Source organism: Propionimicrobium sp. PCR01-08-3, from assembly GCF_030286045.1.
In the GTDB taxonomy this organism is placed as follows: domain Bacteria; phylum Actinomycetota; class Actinomycetes; order Propionibacteriales; family Propionibacteriaceae; genus Brooklawnia.
Genome location: NZ_CP127390.1, coordinates 899,284 through 917,593 on the forward strand (window position 1 = coordinate 899,284; position 18,310 = coordinate 917,593).

19 protein-coding genes are annotated in these 18,310 nt (G+C 63.7%); 11 read left to right on the forward strand and 8 right to left on the reverse strand.

Translation table 11 applies throughout. The features are described from left to right. Positions 1–84 precede the first annotated feature (84 nt). Positions 85–537 carry a DUF6069 family protein gene (locus QQ658_RS04235; RefSeq protein ID WP_286026423.1) on the forward strand — a complete coding sequence of 151 codons (453 nt, stop codon included), beginning with the start codon at positions 85–87 and terminating at the stop codon, positions 535–537. Here the strand turns inward: QQ658_RS04235 and QQ658_RS04240 are convergent. Further along, entirely contained in the window at positions 522–1,937 is a 1,416-nt protein-coding gene (locus tag QQ658_RS04240; RefSeq protein ID WP_286026424.1) for a dihydrolipoyl dehydrogenase family protein, read from the reverse strand. The two genes, QQ658_RS04235 and QQ658_RS04240, sit on opposite strands and share 16 nt — an antisense overlap. 41 nt (positions 1,938–1,978) lie before the next feature. On the opposite strand from QQ658_RS04240, the gene QQ658_RS04245 reads away from it, so the two are divergent. Then, a complete protein-coding gene (locus tag QQ658_RS04245) occupies positions 1,979–2,941 on the forward strand; it encodes a PrsW family intramembrane metalloprotease (protein ID WP_286026425.1) in 963 nt (320 codons plus the stop codon). A 48-nt stretch (positions 2,942–2,989) separates the two neighbouring features. On the opposite strand, the gene QQ658_RS04250 is transcribed toward QQ658_RS04245, so the two are convergent. Next, on the reverse strand, positions 2,990–3,370 hold the full coding sequence (locus tag QQ658_RS04250; RefSeq protein ID WP_286026426.1) for a VOC family protein: 381 nt from the start codon (positions 3,368–3,370) through the stop codon (positions 2,990–2,992). Between the two features lie 100 nt (positions 3,371–3,470). Further along, positions 3,471–5,006 (reverse strand): basic amino acid/polyamine antiporter, encoded by a 1,536-nt coding sequence (locus QQ658_RS04255; protein WP_286026427.1) that lies wholly within the window; start codon positions 5,004–5,006, stop codon positions 3,471–3,473. 239 nt (positions 5,007–5,245) lie between these two features. On the opposite strand from QQ658_RS04255, the gene QQ658_RS04260 reads away from it, so the two are divergent. Together QQ658_RS04260 and QQ658_RS04265 are read left to right on the forward strand one after the other, a co-directional pair. Further along, positions 5,246–5,632, forward strand: a complete 387-nt coding sequence (locus QQ658_RS04260; RefSeq protein ID WP_286026428.1) for a DUF4186 domain-containing protein — start codon at positions 5,246–5,248, stop codon at positions 5,630–5,632. Between the two features lie 193 nt (positions 5,633–5,825). Then, on the forward strand, positions 5,826–6,068 hold the full coding sequence (locus QQ658_RS04265; protein ID WP_286026429.1) for a hypothetical protein: 243 nt from the start codon (positions 5,826–5,828) through the stop codon (positions 6,066–6,068). A gap of 32 nt (positions 6,069–6,100) precedes the next feature. Here QQ658_RS04265 and QQ658_RS04270 read toward each other — a convergent pair whose 3' ends face one another. Further along, positions 6,101–6,517: a type II toxin-antitoxin system VapC family toxin gene (locus QQ658_RS04270; RefSeq protein WP_286026430.1), complete on the reverse strand. Its 417-nt coding sequence runs from the start codon at positions 6,515–6,517 to the stop codon at positions 6,101–6,103. Beyond that, positions 6,514–6,753 carry a FitA-like ribbon-helix-helix domain-containing protein gene (locus tag QQ658_RS04275; RefSeq protein ID WP_286026431.1) on the reverse strand — a complete coding sequence of 80 codons (240 nt, stop codon included), beginning with the start codon at positions 6,751–6,753 and terminating at the stop codon, positions 6,514–6,516. Before QQ658_RS04275 ends, QQ658_RS04270 begins: the two co-directional genes overlap by 4 nt. A gap of 101 nt (positions 6,754–6,854) precedes the next feature. On the opposite strand from QQ658_RS04275, the gene fdxA reads away from it, so the two are divergent. Further along, on the forward strand, positions 6,855–7,175 hold the full coding sequence (gene fdxA, locus QQ658_RS04280) for a ferredoxin (protein ID WP_286026432.1): 321 nt from the start codon (positions 6,855–6,857) through the stop codon (positions 7,173–7,175). A gap of 231 nt (positions 7,176–7,406) precedes the next feature. Here fdxA and QQ658_RS04285 read toward each other — a convergent pair whose 3' ends face one another. After that, positions 7,407–8,846 carry an MFS transporter gene (locus QQ658_RS04285; RefSeq protein WP_286026433.1) on the reverse strand — a complete coding sequence of 480 codons (1,440 nt, stop codon included), beginning with the start codon at positions 8,844–8,846 and terminating at the stop codon, positions 7,407–7,409. Between the two features lie 341 nt (positions 8,847–9,187). On the opposite strand from QQ658_RS04285, the gene QQ658_RS04290 reads away from it, so the two are divergent. From QQ658_RS04290 to QQ658_RS04315, 6 genes are all read left to right on the forward strand, one after another. Continuing rightward, positions 9,188–10,705, forward strand: coding sequence for an aldehyde dehydrogenase family protein (locus QQ658_RS04290; RefSeq protein WP_286026434.1), 1,518 nt, complete (start codon positions 9,188–9,190; stop codon positions 10,703–10,705). Between the two features lie 128 nt (positions 10,706–10,833). After that, positions 10,834–12,123: an enterochelin esterase domain-containing protein gene (locus tag QQ658_RS04295; protein ID WP_286026435.1), complete on the forward strand. Its 1,290-nt coding sequence runs from the start codon at positions 10,834–10,836 to the stop codon at positions 12,121–12,123. A 232-nt stretch (positions 12,124–12,355) separates the two neighbouring features. Then, positions 12,356–13,354, forward strand: coding sequence for a Fe2+-enterobactin ABC transporter substrate-binding protein (gene fepB / locus QQ658_RS04300; RefSeq protein ID WP_286026436.1), 999 nt, complete (start codon positions 12,356–12,358; stop codon positions 13,352–13,354). Between the two features lie 4 nt (positions 13,355–13,358). Then, complete coding sequence (locus QQ658_RS04305) at positions 13,359–14,396, forward strand: FecCD family ABC transporter permease (protein WP_286026437.1); 1,038 nt, start codon at positions 13,359–13,361, stop codon at positions 14,394–14,396. Further along, entirely contained in the window at positions 14,393–15,589 is a 1,197-nt protein-coding gene (locus QQ658_RS04310; protein ID WP_286026438.1) for a FecCD family ABC transporter permease, read from the forward strand. Before QQ658_RS04305 ends, QQ658_RS04310 begins: the two co-directional genes overlap by 4 nt. 19 nt (positions 15,590–15,608) lie before the next feature. After that, complete coding sequence (locus QQ658_RS04315; protein ID WP_286026439.1) at positions 15,609–16,460, forward strand: ABC transporter ATP-binding protein; 852 nt, start codon at positions 15,609–15,611, stop codon at positions 16,458–16,460. Here QQ658_RS04315 and QQ658_RS04320 read toward each other — a convergent pair. Both QQ658_RS04320 and QQ658_RS04325 read right to left on the reverse strand, forming a co-directional pair. Continuing rightward, positions 16,450–17,268 carry an HAD-IIA family hydrolase gene (locus QQ658_RS04320; RefSeq protein WP_286026440.1) on the reverse strand — a complete coding sequence of 273 codons (819 nt, stop codon included), beginning with the start codon at positions 17,266–17,268 and terminating at the stop codon, positions 16,450–16,452. The two genes, QQ658_RS04315 and QQ658_RS04320, sit on opposite strands and share 11 nt — an antisense overlap. Before the next feature lie 133 nt (positions 17,269–17,401). Next, entirely contained in the window at positions 17,402–18,199 is a 798-nt protein-coding gene (locus QQ658_RS04325; RefSeq protein ID WP_286026441.1) for a hypothetical protein, read from the reverse strand. Positions 18,200–18,310 lie beyond the last annotated feature (111 nt).

Here is an 18,310-nt window from a genome sequence, read left to right on the forward strand (position 1 = left end):
AGCTTCATTCTAACCCATTGTGGAACTCACTAGTTTCGTTTTAATATGAGACTCAGAAGTTCCGTAACTAGGAAGGTGATCCCCGTGACTACTCAGGCACACACTCTCGATCACAGTTCCGTCCACTTCTCGGCCGGAAGGGTGACCATCACACTGGCCGCCGCGATCATCCTGGCTGTTGCGGTGAACTCGCTGGTCGCCCGGTTGGCCATCACAGGCGGAGCCGATCCGAACTTCCCGCCATTCGCCCTGTTCAACTTTGGCGCGTTCACCCTCATCGGAGTTCTCGCCGGCTGGTTGGGCTGGTATCTCGTACAGCGACATACCAGTCAGCCGGCCCAGGTGCTCCGCTGGCTCGTGCCGGTAGTCGGGGTACTGTCCTTCATCCCCGATATCGCGCTCGGGGTCCTGAAATTCATTCCGGGCACCAACTGGCCCGGTGCCATCGGCCTGATGGCGATGCATCTGGTCGTGATAGCGGTCGCGGTGCCCGCATATGTGCTGGCCGGACGGCGTCCCGGTCAGGCGCGACCGTAGGTCTCCAGCAGCCGCAGCCAGATTTCGCTGATGGTCGGATAGGCCGGTACGGCATGCCACAGCCGGTCGATCGTGACTTCGCCGACGATCGCAATGGTTGCCGCATGCAGCAACTCGGCGGTGTCCTGACCGACGAATGTTGCCCCGACCACCACGCGCCGGCCCTCGTCAATGACGAGCTTGGCGCGTCCGGTGTAGCCGTCGGCCTGAAGAGAAGCTCCCGCGACCTGGCCGAGATCGTATTCGACGCCCCGCACGTTCAGCCCGGCATCGCGTGCCTGCTGTTCGGATAATCCGACGCTGGCGACCTCCGGATCCGAGAAAACCACATGTGGCACGGCCTGATGATCGGCAGTCGCGACATGCCAGCCCCACGGCTCATCCGAGACCGGATGCTGCTGCACCCGGGCTGCGATCGCCTCGCCCGCAGCACGAGCCTGGTACTTGCCTTGGTGAGTGAGCAGCGCGCGTGCGTTCACATCGCCGACGGCGTAGAGCCAGTCGGTCCGGCGGACGAGCATCGTGTCGTCCACCTCGAGCTTGTCGTCAGGGGAGAGCCCGATGGTCTCGAGTCCGAGGCCGTCGGTGTTCGGGCGGCGTCCGGTGGCGACCAGGATCTCGTCGGCGACCAGAGTGCCGCCGCCCGACAGCTGCGCAGTGACAACCCCATCGGAGTCACGGTCGATCCGGAGCGGCAGATCGCCGATGCGCACGTCGACGCCCTGGCCGGCAAGCCCGTCCAGGACGAGTTTGGTCACGAAGGGCTCCTCATGGTGCAGCAGTTCGCTGCGCGAAAATAACGTGACCTGCGAGCGCAGCGAGGCAAAGGCCGAGGCCATTTCGATGGCGGCAGGACCGCCACCGATGATCATCAGTCGTGGCGGCACATGATCGGCGGAGGTGGCCTCGCGGGTGCCCCACGGTGCAGCCTCGGCGAGACCGGGAATCTCGGGAAGAACGGGCACCGAACCGGTCGCGAGCGCAATTGCTTCGGCGCGGTAGATCCGCTCACCCACGCGTAATTGGTGAGGTCCGGCCAGCGTTGCACGTCCACGGATCAAAGTGATACCGGCCGACTCCAGCCAGGAGACCTGGCCGTCGTCCTTCCAGCCGGAGGTGAAGGACGATCGTCTGGCCAATACCGCGTCGACATCGAGACCTTGGGTTACCGCCTCGCGCGCGCCGCCGACTCGTCTTGCCGCGCGCATGACATTGCCGCTGCGCAGCAGCGCCTTGGACGGCATACATGCCCAATAAGAACACTCGCCCCCGACAAGGTCGGCTTCGACGACGGCGGTATGAACGCCCTGCTTGGTTGCATAGTCGGCGACGTTCTCGCCGACGGCGCCGGCGCCCACCACGATCAGACCGTAATCATTGATATCTGCCCGGTTAACCACGATGTACTCCTTCGGATCGAAGCGTGATTAGCATCAAGGCTATGACTGAGCCAACCATCCCAGCACCTCGGCAGAAGAAGTTCCTGCCGCTGAGCGTCCTCCTCGGCGGTGTTGGCGCCTATATTGCGATCCTCATCGTGCTCGTCGTCACGCAGAACTCCAATCTTTTCCCTGCCTTGTTGCTGGTCGGATCGCTCACAGTGCCGCTTGCGGTATTGCTGTGGGCCGCCCGCGGGCCCCATGGTGACCTCGCTCCGGGTGGCATCATCGTGGCGACGGTTCTGGCCGGAGGCGTGACAGGCATTCTGCTGGCAGGCGTTTTCGAGTCGATCGCAGCGGCAGCTGTCGGCGAGGGCGTGATCTTGTTCGTGGGCATCATCGAGGAGACGGCGAAGCTCATCGTTCCGCTTGTCGTCCTCAGGATCGCTTATCCGCGGACGACGCATGGCGGTGTGGTGATCGGCGTGGCGGCCGGAGCGGGATTCGCAGTGCTCGAGACGATGGGATACGGCTTCAACGCTCTGCTCGAAAAGGGTGCGGGCCTGGGGGCCGTGGATGCCACCTTGCTGGTGCGCGGCATTTTTGCCCCGGCCGGGCACATTGCGTGGACAGGGATCCTGTGCGCGGCGATCTGGTATTGGCGGTCCGGGCGCCGTAACGGGCTCGGCGCATTCGCGACCTTCGGTACGTGGATAGCCGTGATCGTCCTACACACGGTGTGGGACGCCGCCGCATCGATCCCGGTGCACGTGATCGTCGGAACTCTCAGCCTGGGAGCCCTGATATGGGTGGTCAATTCGACCCACCATTCGCATCCCGGGGCAGAGCCGCCACGAGGCCCGATGCCTCCATGGCAAGCTCAGCAGCCGTATGCTCCTCATCCGGTCCCTCCGATGGCACCTCAGATGAGGCCCTACGGGCAAGGCGACCCGAATGCGTGGCCTCATCCGGTTGATCCGAATCAGGCACCTGGCTCCGGACGCCCCGGGCCGGTTAATCCCTAATCCCGAATCCTGAATCCGCCGATTTATCGCTGTTACGCGACCCGTCGGCTAATTCTCGCTAGCGGCCTCACACAGACAGAATGGGTGACCCGCCGGATCCAGAAACACCCGGAACGATCCGCGTTCGCTCGGCTGGACCTCGTGTTTGACGGCACCCAACTGCAAGACGGCGGCTTCTGCCAGGTCAAGATCGTCGACGTCCACGTCGAGGTGGAGCTGTTGCGGCACTTCTTGGCCGGGCCACTTCGGCGCGCGGTAGTCCTCCACCTGCTGAAAAGAAATGCAACCCCCTGCGTCCACCAGCAGATCGACCCAGTGGTCATCGGATTCTTCGTCGATGGTCCCGCCCAGCAGGCCCCGATAGAACTCCGCCAATGCGTGCGGATCAGGGCAGTCGTAGACGAATACCGGAGTACGTGCGATAGCCATGAATCGAGGGTAATCCCAAATCCGCCGGATTTCGCCTCCTGCGGTGCCCCTGTGGGGTCAGGCTGATCGAAACAGCCTGCCCAAGGCAACAGCCCGGGAGTCACAAGGTGAGCGACCCCTGCACCATCAGGAGAATCGCGATGATGGCAGCGAGAGTGACAATGGCGGCGATGAACCATTCGAACGGATTGAAAACTCGTCCACCGGCACGCCGACGAGTCACGATGTAGATGATCATGCCCGGGACAACCAGCACCATACCGAGCAGCACGAACTTCGGGTCAGCGGCGTAGAACAACCACAACGCGTAGACCACGCCGATTGCTGAGATGATCAGGTGAAACAGGTTCGTCCGGCGCGGCACATCGGGGCCGTCCAGGTTGAACTTGCGTCCCGCATCGGGATGCTGAATGCCCGAGCCCCTGGTCGCCAGGAAGAAGAGATAGAGCGACGCGAACAGGTAGGGAATCAGGTACAGCGAGGTGGCCAGCTGCACCATCGTCGTATACGCCGCCTCGTTGACGAAGAAGATGACGACGAACAGCTGGATGACGCAGGCCGACAACGACTGGGCGGTTGCCGGGGCACCCTGAGAATTGACGTAGCCGAGCCTTGCCGGCAGCAACTCGTCCTGCGCCATCAGAGTGATCGGCTCGGCGCAGAGCATCTGCCACGACACATAGGCGCCGAGCACCGAGATGCACAGTCCGGCCGATACCAGCGCAGCACCCCATGGCCCGACGACCAACTCGAGCACCCCGGCCATCGAGTTGTCGCCCATCGCCGCGATCTCGCTGCGAGGTGCTACGCCGTAGGACAAGAAGGTCACGAGCAGTAACAGCACGAACACCAACAGATAGCCGAGCAAGGTGGCCAGTGAAACGTCCCGTTTGCTCTTCGCGCGCCTCGAATAGGCGGACGCACCCTCGATGCCGATGAACGCCCAGGTGGTGAACAACATGATGCCCTTGACCTGAGTGGACAGGCTGGACGTCGAGGCTCCCGTGCCCGTCCCGTCGGAGCCGAAGGTTGCGGCACGGCCCCAGAAATCGGCGGTGAAGATCTCGGTGTGGAATCCGATGAAGGCCACCAACACGAGAAAGGCCGCGATGGGCAGCAATTTGGCGATGGTGGTCACGATATTCAAGATGGCCGCCTGCCGGACGCCCCGCCTGAGCACCGCGAAGATGCACCAGTTCAACAGCGACACGAAGACCGCGGTCAGCATCGGATGACTACCGTCGAAGACCGGGACGAAGTAGCTCAACGAACTGAAGAACAAGGTGGCATAGCCGACCTGGGCGATGATGCTGGCCAGCCAGTATCCCCAGCCGGACGCGAATCCCACGAAGTCGCCGAGCCCGGCCCGAACGTAGCTGTAGACCCCGGAGTCGAGGTGCGGTTTGCGCAGCGCCAGCGATTGGAAGACGAACGCGATGCAGAGCATGCCGACACCGGTAATGGCCCATCCGATGGCAGCGGCGCCGGGGGAGGCGACGTTGGCGACATTCTGCGGCATCGCGAAGATGCCCGAGCCGACACAGGAACCGATGATGAGGGAGACGAGGACGGGCAACCGGACGGTGTCTGCCACCTGTGAGGTGCCCGGTGATTGTTCGCCAGCTGTCAATGCCACGAAGCGGTACATTAGCCGCTTCGCGCGGCCACGCCGTTATCTCCTCACCCTGTAAGCATCCCGGTGAGGTTCTCAGGATCGTTTGGCGGCGCGTATGCCGTTGCCGATGATGAATCCGAATAGTCCAAAGAGCACCCGAAGCGTCGGGCACCAGACGACCGCCGGGCAAGACTCGGTGAGGTCGATGTACCGGGAAGCGGGTCAAGGGCGGAGAAGTCGAGCGTAACTTGAATACTGATATGCGCAATCGTCCGGAAAATGAACTGCAACAAGTCGAGGCCATCTTGGCGCGGCTGCGGCGCTCCGAGTTTCGTTCGAGGTTTCATCTGAAACCCAAGGACGTGGACTACGCCAGGGCGAAGGGCCGTGCCACCATCGAACAGCACGCCCGCGATTTGTTGAGCGGACGCATCGGCGCGGCATATCCACGAAATGATGGCAAGCAAACGCCCATGCGCGGACACCCGGTCTTCATTGCGCAGCACGCCACGGCGACCTGCTGTCGCGGCTGCGTCCAGAAATGGCATGGCATTCCGCAAGGCCGCGGACTCGCTGCGGAGGAGCTGGAATATCTCGTCGCAGTTGTCATGGCCTGGATCGAGGACGAACTGCGCGCTCACCCGTGACGGCCAGCAGCCCGAGCAGGATAGGCAAAGGCCGGCCGCAGGTCTTGCCAACCAGGTAGCGAATACCAGAATGCTGGTGACCGGCAGTGAGTGGTGGTGTTTGCCTTGCGGAGGTCGAGCACGTGCGCCGAGCTGGCTTGGCCCGGCCGCCAGTGCCACACAAGCTCCCAGTGGCAAGGTGGCTGCCCGGCTCATGGAAGACGGGAACGCGACCTATGCCGTGGTGATCGTCGATGACAATGGTCGCGAACAATGGCGTAGCGAGAAACTCTATGGAGATGCCGACGGCCCCGGATTGTTCTGGGAATCGGAAGCCGATGCGCTATGGATCTTGTCGGCCGATCTGGGTACCAGCAAGGTTTCCCGCGACGAGGCGGCCAACTGGACTCAAGAGTGGACGACCGAAGGCATGCCTCCCGAGATCGACCACCCGTGAATCGTCACGTGCTTGCGTGAAGGAGACGCTTGCTAACTCGGATCCCACGGGCTGATGCATGGCACTCCCAGCGGTATGAAGTGCCTGAGATTCCGCGTGGCAATCGTCATGGAGTTGGCTTCTGCGACGGCGGCGATGAGCGCATCGTCAAGTGGCGCGTTCTCGGGCACCCGGTAGCCGCCGAGAACGCGTGCGGCGGCCAGGTTGAACGGAAGAATCCGCTCATCGAAAGCTGGCAATACGTGCCGCTCGAACCACCGCCGCAAGATCGCACCCTGAGCGGGGTCTGCTCGCTCTTTGGACGTAACGCCACGCTCGATTTCGGCGATAGTGAGCGCCGTGACGAACTGATCTGGGATTGGGATGGTGGAAATCCAAGTCTCGGCTTCGGGGTTGCGTCCTCTTACTCGCAGCGCGGACACCACATTCGTATCGAGCACATATCTCATAGCTCCGGCACTCTCGCGGTTAGTCCGAGGTGGTCGGGAGCGAATTCTATTTCAATCCCTTCATCTGTACTGAGCAGATCGACCATGGTCACGGGTTCGTCGTCGAGGGACCGGGAAAGGATGTCGCGAGCCTCGGCCTCGATCGATCGCTTGTTGTGTGCGGCCCGTGCTCGCAGACGTGCTTTGGTGCCGGGGTGAAGGTTGCGGATCAAGATCTGTTCCATCACTACCTCCATGATATCTAGGCTAACGATATCAAGCATAAGCCCTGACCTGTCACAGGCAATTAGGGCGTCCTATCTGGGGGAAAGCACACGAACGCGCCTAACGTGGAGGCATGACGTATGTGATTGCGCTGCCTTGCGTCGATGTTAAAGATCGCGCGTGTGTGGACGAGTGCCCGGTCGACTGCATCTACGAGGGTCCTCGGACGCTCTACATTCACCCGGACGAGTGCGTGGACTGCGGTGCCTGCGAGCCGGTCTGTCCAGTGGAGGCGATCTTCTTCGAGGACGACGTACCGGACGAATGGGCCGAGTACACGAAGATCAACGCCGAGTTCTTCGAACCTATCGGGTCGCCGGGCGGCGCCGCACGCTTCGGCCCGGTCGACAAGGACCATCCGGCGATCGAGGCGCTGCCACCGCAGGGCGAGTGAGGGACTCCGAAGCACGACGGTGCCACGGTCGCTTGTGAGCCGGTGCCTTTCTGGATCGGACGCTTCAGCTATGCGTCGCGCCCTGACGCCATCTCGTGTTGATTCGTCGTACGCGCCGATCATTCGATCAAGCGGCCGCGAGATGTGAGATGTCTGCCGACACAGCAAGGGGCCGGCACGGATGTGTATCCGTGCCGGCCCCTTGCTGTTGTGTGAGTACTGCGTCCAAACCTAGACGCCGGTGCCGATCAGTTCGTCGTTCTCGAACTCGACGGCCTTCTCGTCGTCTGCAGAGGCAGCATCGTAGTTGGTGTCCTTGGTCTCACGGACGATGATCAGTGACACCAGGGTCAGCACCGCCGCAACGGACAGATACACGCCCACCATCCAGGTGCTGCCACCGGCCTTCGTCCACAGCGCGACCGCGATGATCGGGGCGAGCGCCGCACCCAAGATGCTGGAGACGTTGTAGGCAATGGCCGAGCCGGTGTAGCGAACGTTCGTCGGGAAGAGCTCGGGAAGCAGTGCCCCCATCGGGCCGAAGGTGGTGCCCATCAAGGTGAAGCCGATGACCAGGAACGCCTGGGTGAGGCCTCCGGTCAGCATGGTGTCGGCGCGCAGCGTCGTCCAGATCGGGAAGGACAGACCGAAGGCGATGATGGTGATGGTGACGCCGATCAGCAGCTTGCGGCGTCCCATCATGTCGGCGGCAGGCCCGGCCAGCAGTGTGAACAGGCCGAAGAAGACCACGCCGATGATCTGCATCAAGACGAACGAGGTGTAGCCGATGCCCAAACCGGCCGGGCTGGCATCCTGCGCCTTGGTGCCAAAGGTCAGCGCGAAGGTGGTCATCAGGTAGAAGAGCACATACGTGGCCAGCATGATGAAGGTACCGAGAATGAGTTCGCGCCAGTGGTAGCGGAACGTGTCGTTCAAAGGGAGCTTGCGGATGACGCCCTTCTTCTCGGCCTGCCGAAAGGCCTGCGACTCGACCAGCTTCATCCGCACCCACAGGCCGATGATCACCATCACGGCGGAGAAGACGAACGGAATACGCCAGCCCCACGCCAGGAAAGCGTCGGATTGCATCGTCGGGCCATCAGGGTGGGGCAGTGCGAAGTTGATGATCAGGAAAAGCCCGTTAGCGATGATGAAGCCCAGCGGGGCGCCCAACTGCGGGAAGGTGCCGTACAACGCGCGCTTGCCCTCGGGCGCATTCTCGGTCGCCACCAGGGCGGCGCCCGACCACTCGCCGCCGAGCGCGAAGCCTTGGCACAGCCTCAGCAGGAGCAAGAGAATCGGTGCAATCAATCCGGCGCTGTGATAGGTGGGCAGGAAACCGATGAGGAAGGTCGCAATACCCATGGTCAGCAGGCTGAGCACCAAGGTGGTCTTGCGTCCACGCTTGTCACCGAGGTGACCGAAGAAGATGGCGCCGATGGGGCGGGCAACCATGGCCGCGCCGAAAACGCTGAAGGACGCAATGAGTGCGGTGGTGTCGTTGCCGGTCGGGAAGAACAGCTTCGGAAAGACCAGCGCCGCGGCGGTGGCATAGACGTAGAAGTCATAGAACTCGATGGTGGTTCCGACCAAGCTCGCGGCGATCACTCGGCCGGGTGAATTCAATGGTTTGACGCCATCGGCCTGGATTGACGGGATACTTGCAGACATTGGTGAACTCCTCTTTTCGGAGTCCATTATCTGACCATTCTGTCTCACGTACTGGACCATGTCGGTGGCTGAGATTGGCCCGACCTTTCGGTGCCCGCCCGTCTGACGAGCAATATAGCTACCCAGAGCACGTCCCCGATGAAACGTGCCGGCAGTCGGGGGGGGGCGAGATCGCGGTGACCGGAGCGCACGATGCGGCCCCACGCCGGCGAGCCGGCAGTCGGGGCCGAGAGGTCGCGGTGATCGGGAACAGGCTCGCCTCGAGCCCGTTGGCGATCGCGTCGGCTATCAGACGGGCTCGTCTAGGCTTGGCTCGTTGCCGGTAGACGACAGGAGAGACCATGAACGCCACCCATCAGCTCGACAAATTGGAGCCGGGCATGATCATTCCGCTGGGCGGAGATCGATGCGCTCAGGTCGATGCGGGCTTGGCTGCTGCCTTCCAACCGGGGGACAGCCTCTATTTCGTGCAGGACACCGGGGCCTTGTTACATGTCCCCTCGGGCGTGCATCACGCCGTCACCGAGCAGGTGGACGCTGCATTCAGCGCGTTCGGCCGGTTGCGCACCACCGGCCGCGACAAGATCAGCAGTTTCTATCGGCTTTTCGCGCGCAACCTGGCGATTGCCTGGCCGAAGATCGCAGAGGCCAACAAGCAAGACGAGGAACGCGCCAAGGCTGCCGGACGATCGACCACCCGGCTGGTGATCAATGAGAAGGTCCGCAACGAGATGATCGCCGGACTTGAGGGCTGGGCCGATCTCGTCGACCGTGAGCCGGCTGCTGGTGACCTTGCCGAGCTCGGCGTCGTCGACCACGGCGACTGGAAGGTGCGTACGGTCGCTGCCCCGCTGGGAGTCATCGGTTTCGTTTTCGAAGGACGCCCCAATGTCTTCGCGGACGCGGCAGGCGTGCTGGCCACCGGAAACACAGCGGTGCTGCGCATCGGATCGGACGCACTGAGCACCGCTCAATCGATCTGTGACACCTCCTTGAACCCCGCCCTGCGAGAAGCAGGATTGCCCGAGGGCACCATCTCACTGGTGGGAGTTCGCGAGCGCTCGGCCGGCTGGGCCTTGTTCAGCGACAAGCGCCTCGCGCTGGCCGTCGTCCGCGGCTCAGGGCGGGCGGTCACCGAGTTGTCCAGCGTGGCCAGGCAATCGGGTATTCCGGTGTCGGCGCACGGCACCGGAGGCGCCTGGATGGTTGCCGACACCGGCGCCGACGCGTCCAGGTTCGCCGCCGCGGTGCGGCATTCGCTCGATCGCAAGGTCTGCAACACCTTGAACGTGGTGGTGATAGCCGCCGACCGTGCGGACGATCTCGTCCCGGCTCTGTTGGAGGCGGCAGACGATGCCGCGGCTGCCAGGGGAGGGCGGGCGCGTTTGCACATCGCGTCCGGTAGCGAGAAGTGGCTGCCCGATGACGCATTCAGCACTGCCATCGGGGTCCAGCGGGCCGAGGGAACCGTCACCGAGAAACGTGCGACCGGGATTCGGCTCGACCAACTTGGCGCCGAATGGGAATGGGAAGCCACGCCCGAGATCAGCATCGCGGTCGTCGACGACCTCGATCGGGCGGCCGAATTGTTCAATGAGTTCAGCCCGCACTTCGTGGCCTCCTTGATCTCCGAGGATCCGTCGGCTCATGAACGTTTCCGTGCCTTGGTGGACGCCCCGTTCGTCGGCGATGGATTCACCCGCTGGGTCGACGGGCAGTATGCGTTGAACCAGCCCGAACTCGGCCTGTCGAATTGGGAACGCGGACGCCTGCTCGGGCGTGGCGGAGTGCTGACCGGGGCCGATCTGACTTCTCGGCGGCTGTTCGCCCACCACGACGATCCCGAACAGCATCGCTGAACGACGGCGGGTCGACACCGAGCCCGGAGCCGGTCCGGGCAAGCCGGGTGCAGGCGCATGCCTGCTGACTCGACGGCTTCGGTAGGGGGCTTGGCGTTCTGGACGGGTGCGGAATAACCTTCCTGATCATGGACGAACAGGCCAAACGCTTTCGGTTGATGAGCACGATCCCTCCGCACAGTTTCCGCCCTTGGCCGTTGCCCACGGCGACCTCGCCGGTGATCCGGCTCCTGGAAGAGGGGCTGAGCGAGATTCCGGGCGATCAGAAATCGGAACTCGTCGATGAATTCATGAGGACCGGCCTTGCCGACGGCACCCCTTTGATCGAGTCGTCGGCCGCTCACCCGGAACGCAGTATCGTCACCTTTTGCTACCGCGGGCCTGGCGCAAAGCTGTGCTATCTGGCCGCCAACCGGCTCACCGATCACCTCGATCCTGCCGACACCCTGATGCGCCGGATCGACAGTACCGACCTCGCCTACCTGAGTGTCGAGATGCCGAACGATTGGATCGCCGGCTACCAATTCATCACGCCGCCCGAACCGTTGCCCACCGCGCCTCTGCATGAGCCGTTCACCGCGCATCAGCTTCGGTCCCTTTCGAAGTCGATTCGCACCGACCCACTGGCACGCGATCATCTGCCCAACAAGCTGCATCCCGAGCTGCACAGCGTCGTTGCGCTGGCTGCGGCTCCTGCGGTGCCACCGGTCAGCTCGGCCGAGGCGTGGCAGCGTACCGATCATGCGATTACGGGCCCGGTCAGCGAGTCCCAGCTTCCGGTCACCATCTTCCGGCATCCGCAGGCCGGCGCGGACGCCCCGATTGTGCTCGTCCTCGACGGGGAAGTCTGGCTTGCCGACACCATCCTCATCGAATCGCTCAACCACGCGATCGACGCCGGTCAGATTCCGCCGGTTCAGCTGGTGCTGCTGCATTCGGGCGGCCCCGGCGATCGCCAGCTGGACTACGCGTGCGAACTGGACGAGTCGGAGCTGCTGCTCGAACGGGTCGCCGATGTGGTCGAAGGCAGTTTGGACGCACCGTGGATCATCGCAGGGTCGAGCCTCGGAGGACTGTACGCGATGCTCAGCGCCGTACGGCACCGGGGACCGGTGGCGGGCGCAGTCGCGCAGTCCCCGTCCTTGTGGTGGCCGACCGATGCGCCCATGGAGCCGGTGGCCGGCCGCTGGTTCACCGAGTTCGCGGACGCCGACGGGGCGAGTTCGCCCGTCGTGGTGCAGTGCGGGTTGTTGGAGAACACTCTTGCCGGGGACGTGCTGCATGCCCGGGAGGCTCTCCGCTCGCGTGGCGAGCTGATCGAGACCCCGGTTGATCTGGTGCGCGGCGGGCACGACATCGTCTGGTGGCGCAGGACTCTTCCGATCGGGTTGATCGCGCAACTGAGCCGTTTCAAGTAAGAGGCTGCGTGGACGGCGTCCTATCGGGGCGACATCGCGTCCCGAGAATGGACGAGTTGAGGTGGCTCTTTAGGGCAGGCTAAGCTAACGTGAGCTTGGTCCCGCAGATGTCGGGTCCCGTTGGGCAGGCCACTGGTTTGGCTTGAGTCCACCGAACCTCGCCGGACGACGGCGCGCATCGGTGGCTCCTTCCGGCGGTCCCGCTTCAGAGTCCCTGAAAGGAACTCCCTCTATGACACGCAGCTTTGCCCGTTACGGCGCCGCTTTGCTGGTTGCCGGCTCGCTGATGCTGACCGCATGCGGCGGTTCGTCCGGCGACGATGCCGGCGATGAAGCCAGCGCCTCCACCGAGCAGTCGGGCGCGGCGGGCTTCCCGCTGACATTCGAGAACTACGACGGCTCCACCACGGAGATTCCCGCCCAACCCGAGCGCATCGTCTCGACCTCGGTCACTCTGACCGGCGGCTTGCTGTCATTCGACGCTCCCGTGGTTGCCTCTGCCGGAGCCGCCAACGGCACCTTCTTCGCCCAGTGGGCCGGTGTGGCCGAAGAAAAGGGCGTCGAAACATTGTGGGCAGCCGGCAGCCCCGACATCGAATCCGTAATCGCTGCCGAACCCGACCTCATCGTGGTGTCCTCATCGGGAGCCGATTCGCTCGAAGACAATCTCTCCGATTTGCAGGCGATCGCACCGACCATCGTCGTCGACTATGGCGACGGCACCTGGCAGGACAGCACCGGCAAGCTGGCCGCCGCTGCCGGCATGACCGAACAGGCGGAGGCCACCATCGCCGGTTTCGAGGCACATGTGCAAGAGGTCGCCGGCGAGATCACCGTTCCCGAAGGATCGGCAAACATCATCTCCTACAACGGTCCCGGTCAGAACAATCAGATCGGACGCGAGGTGGGCCCACACGCCCAACTGCTCGAAGAACTCGGCTTCACCATCGAGGACCCGAATCCCGAATGGCACACCCAAGAAGGCGGACTGCGCAACGACTTCGTGGTGGCGAGCTACGAGAACCTGACCGAGTTGACCGCCGAAACCACCTTCATCCTTTCCCAGGACAACGAGGGGGCGAAGGCATTCCTCGAGGACGCGAGCCTGGCGAATGTGCCGAGCGTGGCCGACGGCCAGGTCTACGGGCTCGGCAAGAACTCGTTCCGCATCGACTATTACTCCGCGACCGAGATCGTGGACAGCATTCTGGAGAACTTCGGAAACGCGTAACCCGTTGTCCCGAACAATCACTGCCGACAACCCCGCCCGGCACGCCCCCAGAGGCCGTGCCGGGTGGCTTGTCATCGCGGCCGTGCTCATCGTCTGTCTGATGCCCGTCTCGGTGATCCTCGGCGAGATTCCGATCACCTTCGGCCAGGTCTGGGACGCCTACTTTCACTTCGACCCGTCGGTCACGCAGCAACTCCTGGTACGCAACATCCGCGTTCCCCGAACCATCATCGCGTTGATCGTCGGGGCGGCATTGGGGGCGTCCGGTGTCGTCATCCAGGCATTGACCCGCAACCCGCTGGCCGAGCCGGGCCTGCTCGGGGTCAACGCGGGAGCCACCTTCGCCGTGGCTTGTGGCATTGCTATCTTCCGCTTTCAGGCGCTGACCGCCGGTCTGATATTCGGCTTCATCGGCGCCGGTCTGGCCGGAGTCGCGGTCTATCTGCTCGGGGGCATCCGGCAGGGTGCGGGCCCGGTGAGACTCGTGCTGGCCGGCTCGGCTCTCAGCGTGGTCCTGTTGGCCTGCACCCGGATGCTCATCATCAACTCCGACGAGGAAGTCTTCGATCGTTTCCGCAGCTGGACGGTGGGTTCGCTGGAGGGCCGAGGCCCCGACCTGCTGCTGCCGACCGGGGGCGCCGTGCTGATCGGATTGCTGATCGCGATCGCCTTGGCCAATTCGCTGAACGCGAGTGCCCTGGGCGCCGACCTCAGCCGGTCGCTCGGCGCGCATCCCGGCCGGGTGCTCACGATGTCGGCGCTGGTGGTGATGCTGATGTGCGGCGCGACCACCGCGGCGGTGGGCCCGATCAGTTTTGTCGGCCTGACGGCTCCCCACCTCGGACGACAGATCGTCGGGCTGAACCACCGTAAACTCATTCCGGCGTCCGCTCTGATTGCCGCCGCGCTGGTGCTCGCGGCCGATGTCGCCGGACGCCTGGTGGTCTCAAGCGGCGAGATCAGCGTGGGAATCATGATCGGTTTCATCGGCGCGCCGGTCTTCATCGGCATCGTCCGGCACAGGAAGCTGGCGCAACTGTGAATCGCATCACCCGCTCCCCGGCTTCGGCCGATAACTCGCCCGGCACTCCAAAATGCCCCGCGACGGACTCCGGCGAATCCTCCCGTACCTTCGAGAAAACTCCGGGCCCCGCTGGGCAGTCCGCGTCCACCCCCGGCCAAACCGTGCCGCATGGCGACCGGTCCGTGGTCGTCAGCGGGCATGTGCTGCGTCGTCCGGGTTTCTCGGTACTCATCCGCCCGCGGACGCTCATCGTCGCCGCAATTCTGCTGGTGCTGGCGCTCGTCTTCGCCTTCATCGGGCTCAACCAGGGGAAGGTGACGATCCCGCTCGCGGACGTCTGGCCTGCCGCGTTCGGACAGGGCGAGAAGAAATACGTGCTCGCCATGGGGCTACGGCTGCCCCGTATCGCCGCAGCACTGACGGCGGGCGCGGCACTGGGCATCTCCGGCGCGGTCTTTCAGTCCGTCACCGGCAACGCGCTTGGCTCGCCCGACGTGATCGGACTGACCACCGGAGCAGCAACCGGGGCCATCACCCAGATCGTGCTATTCGATGCCGGCCCGGTCCAGGTCATGCTCGCCGCGCTCGTCGGCGGTCTGGGTGCGGCCGTGGTCATCTACCTGCTGAGCCTCAAGGGCGGCGTCACGGGCGGATACCGGCTCGTCCTCATCGGGCTGGGCATGGGCGCATTGCTCGGCTCGTACAACAGCCTGCTGATGGTGCGCGGCGAGGTCGAGGAGGCCGTTGCTGCCAATATCTGGGTGGCAGGCTCGCTGGAGGGACGCCAGTGGCCGCAGGTGCTGCCGGCGTTGATCGGCACTCTGGTTGTCGTCCCGGTGACGATCTGGTTGGCCCGCCGTGCCACGTTGCTGGAGATGGGGGACGACATCGCCAGCCAGCTGGGGGTCCGTGCAGAGCCGACCAGACGTTGGCTGATCTTCTGCGGGGTTGCGCTGGCAGGCCTGGCGACCGCTGCGGTGGGCCCGATTGCGTTCATCGCATTGTCGGCGCCACAGATCGCCAAACGCCTCACCGGCGCGAAGGGGCTCAGCATCGTCCCTGCCGGTCTGATGGGTTCGTGCCTGTTGCTGGGTGCCGATGTGGGCAGCCATGCGATTCCCACCGTGACCTCACTGCCGATCGGCCAGGTGACCGGCCTGATCGGCGGCATCTATCTGGCGTGGCTGCTCACCCGGAGCAAGCAGATCTGAATCTCACCGGAAGGACGACATGGGCGAGAGCGTGGAACCACATATTCACGGCCGGGGGCTGACCCTGGCCTATGACGAAAGAGTGGTGTCGAACGACCTGACCGTCGAGATCCCGCACGGCGAGGTGACCATCATCGTGGGCCCCAACGCCTGCGGAAAGTCGACTCTGCTACGGGCGATGTCGCGTCTGCTGGTCCCCAAACAGGGGGCCGTGATGCTCGATGGCAAGGCTGTCAACACGCTGGGTGTCAAAGACTTCGCGCGCAGGCTGGGGCTCTTACCGCAGCAGTCGCACGCCCCCTACGGCATCACCGTCGGTGATCTGGCGGCGCGTGGCCGGTATCCACACCAAAAGCTGCTGCAGCAGTGGTCATACGACGACGAGGCCGCCGTGCGTCATGCGCTCGAAGCATGCGGGGTGCTCGAACTGGCGGATCGTCCGGTGGAGGAACTCTCGGGTGGCCAGCGCCAGCGGGTGTGGATCGCCCTGCTGTTGGCCCAGGATCCGCCGACGATGCTGCTGGACGAGCCCACGACCTATCTCGACATCGCCAACCAGCTCGAAGTTCTGGAGTTGGTGCGGCAGCTCAATCAAGACAAGCATCGGACCATGGTCCTGGTGCTGCACGATCTGATGTTGGCTGCCCGCTATGCCGATCACATGATCGTGATGGCTGACGGCAAGATCGTGGCGACCGGCGAAGTCAGCGAGGTCCTCACCGAAGACCTGCTGGCCGATGTCTTCAAGATCCGGGCGCAGATCAGCACCGACCCGGCGACCGGGCGTCCGCTGGTGATTCCGTTGTCGTCGCTGCGCCCGCAACACACCTTCCAGCCTGTCGGTTCAAACGAGGCGTCAGTCAGGCGATGAGGGGGAGCACCCCGCCGATTCCCTCGTGAATGGCGACCGGGCGGAAGGGATACATGTTCACCTCGTCCAGTGTCGTGGAGCCCGATAGCACCAGGTGAGTCTGAAGACCGGCCTCCAACCCGGAGCGCATGTCGGTGTCCATCCGGTCGCCGACGAAAGCGGTGGTCTCGGAATGCGCGCCGATGCGGTTCAGGCCGGCGCGGATCATGATCGGGTTCGGCTTGCCGACGAAGTACGGCTTGCGGTTGGTCGCCTTGGTGATCAGCGCCGCCACCGCGCCGGTGGCGGGCAAGGTTCCTTCGGGGGAGGGGCCCGACACATCGGGATTGGTGGCGATGAACTTGGCGCCTGCCTGAATCAAGCGGATGGCCTGAGTGATGGCTGAGAAGGAGTAATTGCGGGTCTCGCCCAACACCACGAACTCCGGGCTCGTGTCGGTCATGACGAACCCCTGCTGATGCAAGGCGGTGGTGAGACCGGCCTCGCCGATCACATAGGCGCTGCCGCCTTCGCTTTGTGAGGCGAGGAAGTCGGCGGTGGCGACGGCGCTGGTCCAGATGCGGTCTTCGGGAATATTGAGTCCCGAGCCGGCTAGTCTGGCCGACAGGTCACGGCGGGTGAAAATGGAGTTGTTCGTCAGCACCAAGTATGGCGTCCCGGACTTCTCCAACGCAGCGATGAACTCGGCAGCACCCGGCAGCATCAGGCTTTCGCGAATCAGCACGCCGTCCATATCGCACAGCCACGCCTGCGGACGAGGTAGCTCGGCCAATTCGTCGGGCGTGGTGATGCTGATGTCGTAGCTCATGCGGTTCCTTCCAGGTGGGTCGCCAGGATCATCGCGGTCATCGATCGAGATGCTGTCACTGGTCACTCCAAGTGTGCAGCATCGTGGTAACGGACGCGTGAACGGACCGGCGATGAGATGCCGAACTGTGGTATCAGCCCTTCACGGCGAGCATGGTGACGTTGTCTCCGCTGGTTTGGCTCAGAACTATCTGGGTGTCTCCGCGTTCCTTGACGATCTGAATGACTCCGGTGATCGATTCGCCCTCGGTCAAGATTCCCTCGGACAATCCGTCAGAGCCCGGGCCGGCAGTCATCACATCGATATCTCCCGAAGCCATGTCCATGGCCAAGAATCGATACTTCAACTGTCCGGCATCAAGCTGCACCGTCACGTTCACCGACAGTGTCGAGCCATCCCACGATGAATCGTTCACCGTGAAGGTGCCTGACATGCCGTTGGAACCAAACGGAGTGGAGTTCGCGAATTCTCCGCTGGGCGGAACGCTGGGAGCCGTCCTGCTGATGGTCGGCGTCGGAGCGGGGCCCTCCTCGGGATCAGAGTCCGGACGCGAGGCCAGCCACCACAAACCCAGAAACGCGACAACAGCGGCGACTGCGAGCAGTATCGGCAGCAAACGGTTGCGGCGCGGCGCGAACTGCTGAACCGAGATCGAAGGCTCTCGCGTGTCGGCTGGACGCCCTGGTTCCTGGGACGAGGCCTGCCGGGTCGAGTCCTGCGGCAGCGGTTGGGTCGAGTCCTGCGGCAGCGGTTGGGTCGAGGGGGCCCCTGGACGTGTATCGGCGTTGGTCTGATTCCACGAGCCGGTGTTTTGTCGCCAGGCGGAATTGCCCTGGCTCCATGCGGAATTCTCCTTTTGAGTCCACGCCGAGTGTCCTTGCGAACCGCCGCGCTGGTCCGGGCTGTTGGGCGACTGTGATGGTGTGCTCATGGTGCCTTCCAGAGTAACCCCTTGCCACTTGGTGCCCCAGATCTCACGAAGGCAGCCAAATTATCCACAGCTGAGCACGATTTTGAACGATTTCGTTCTCATTTAACAATC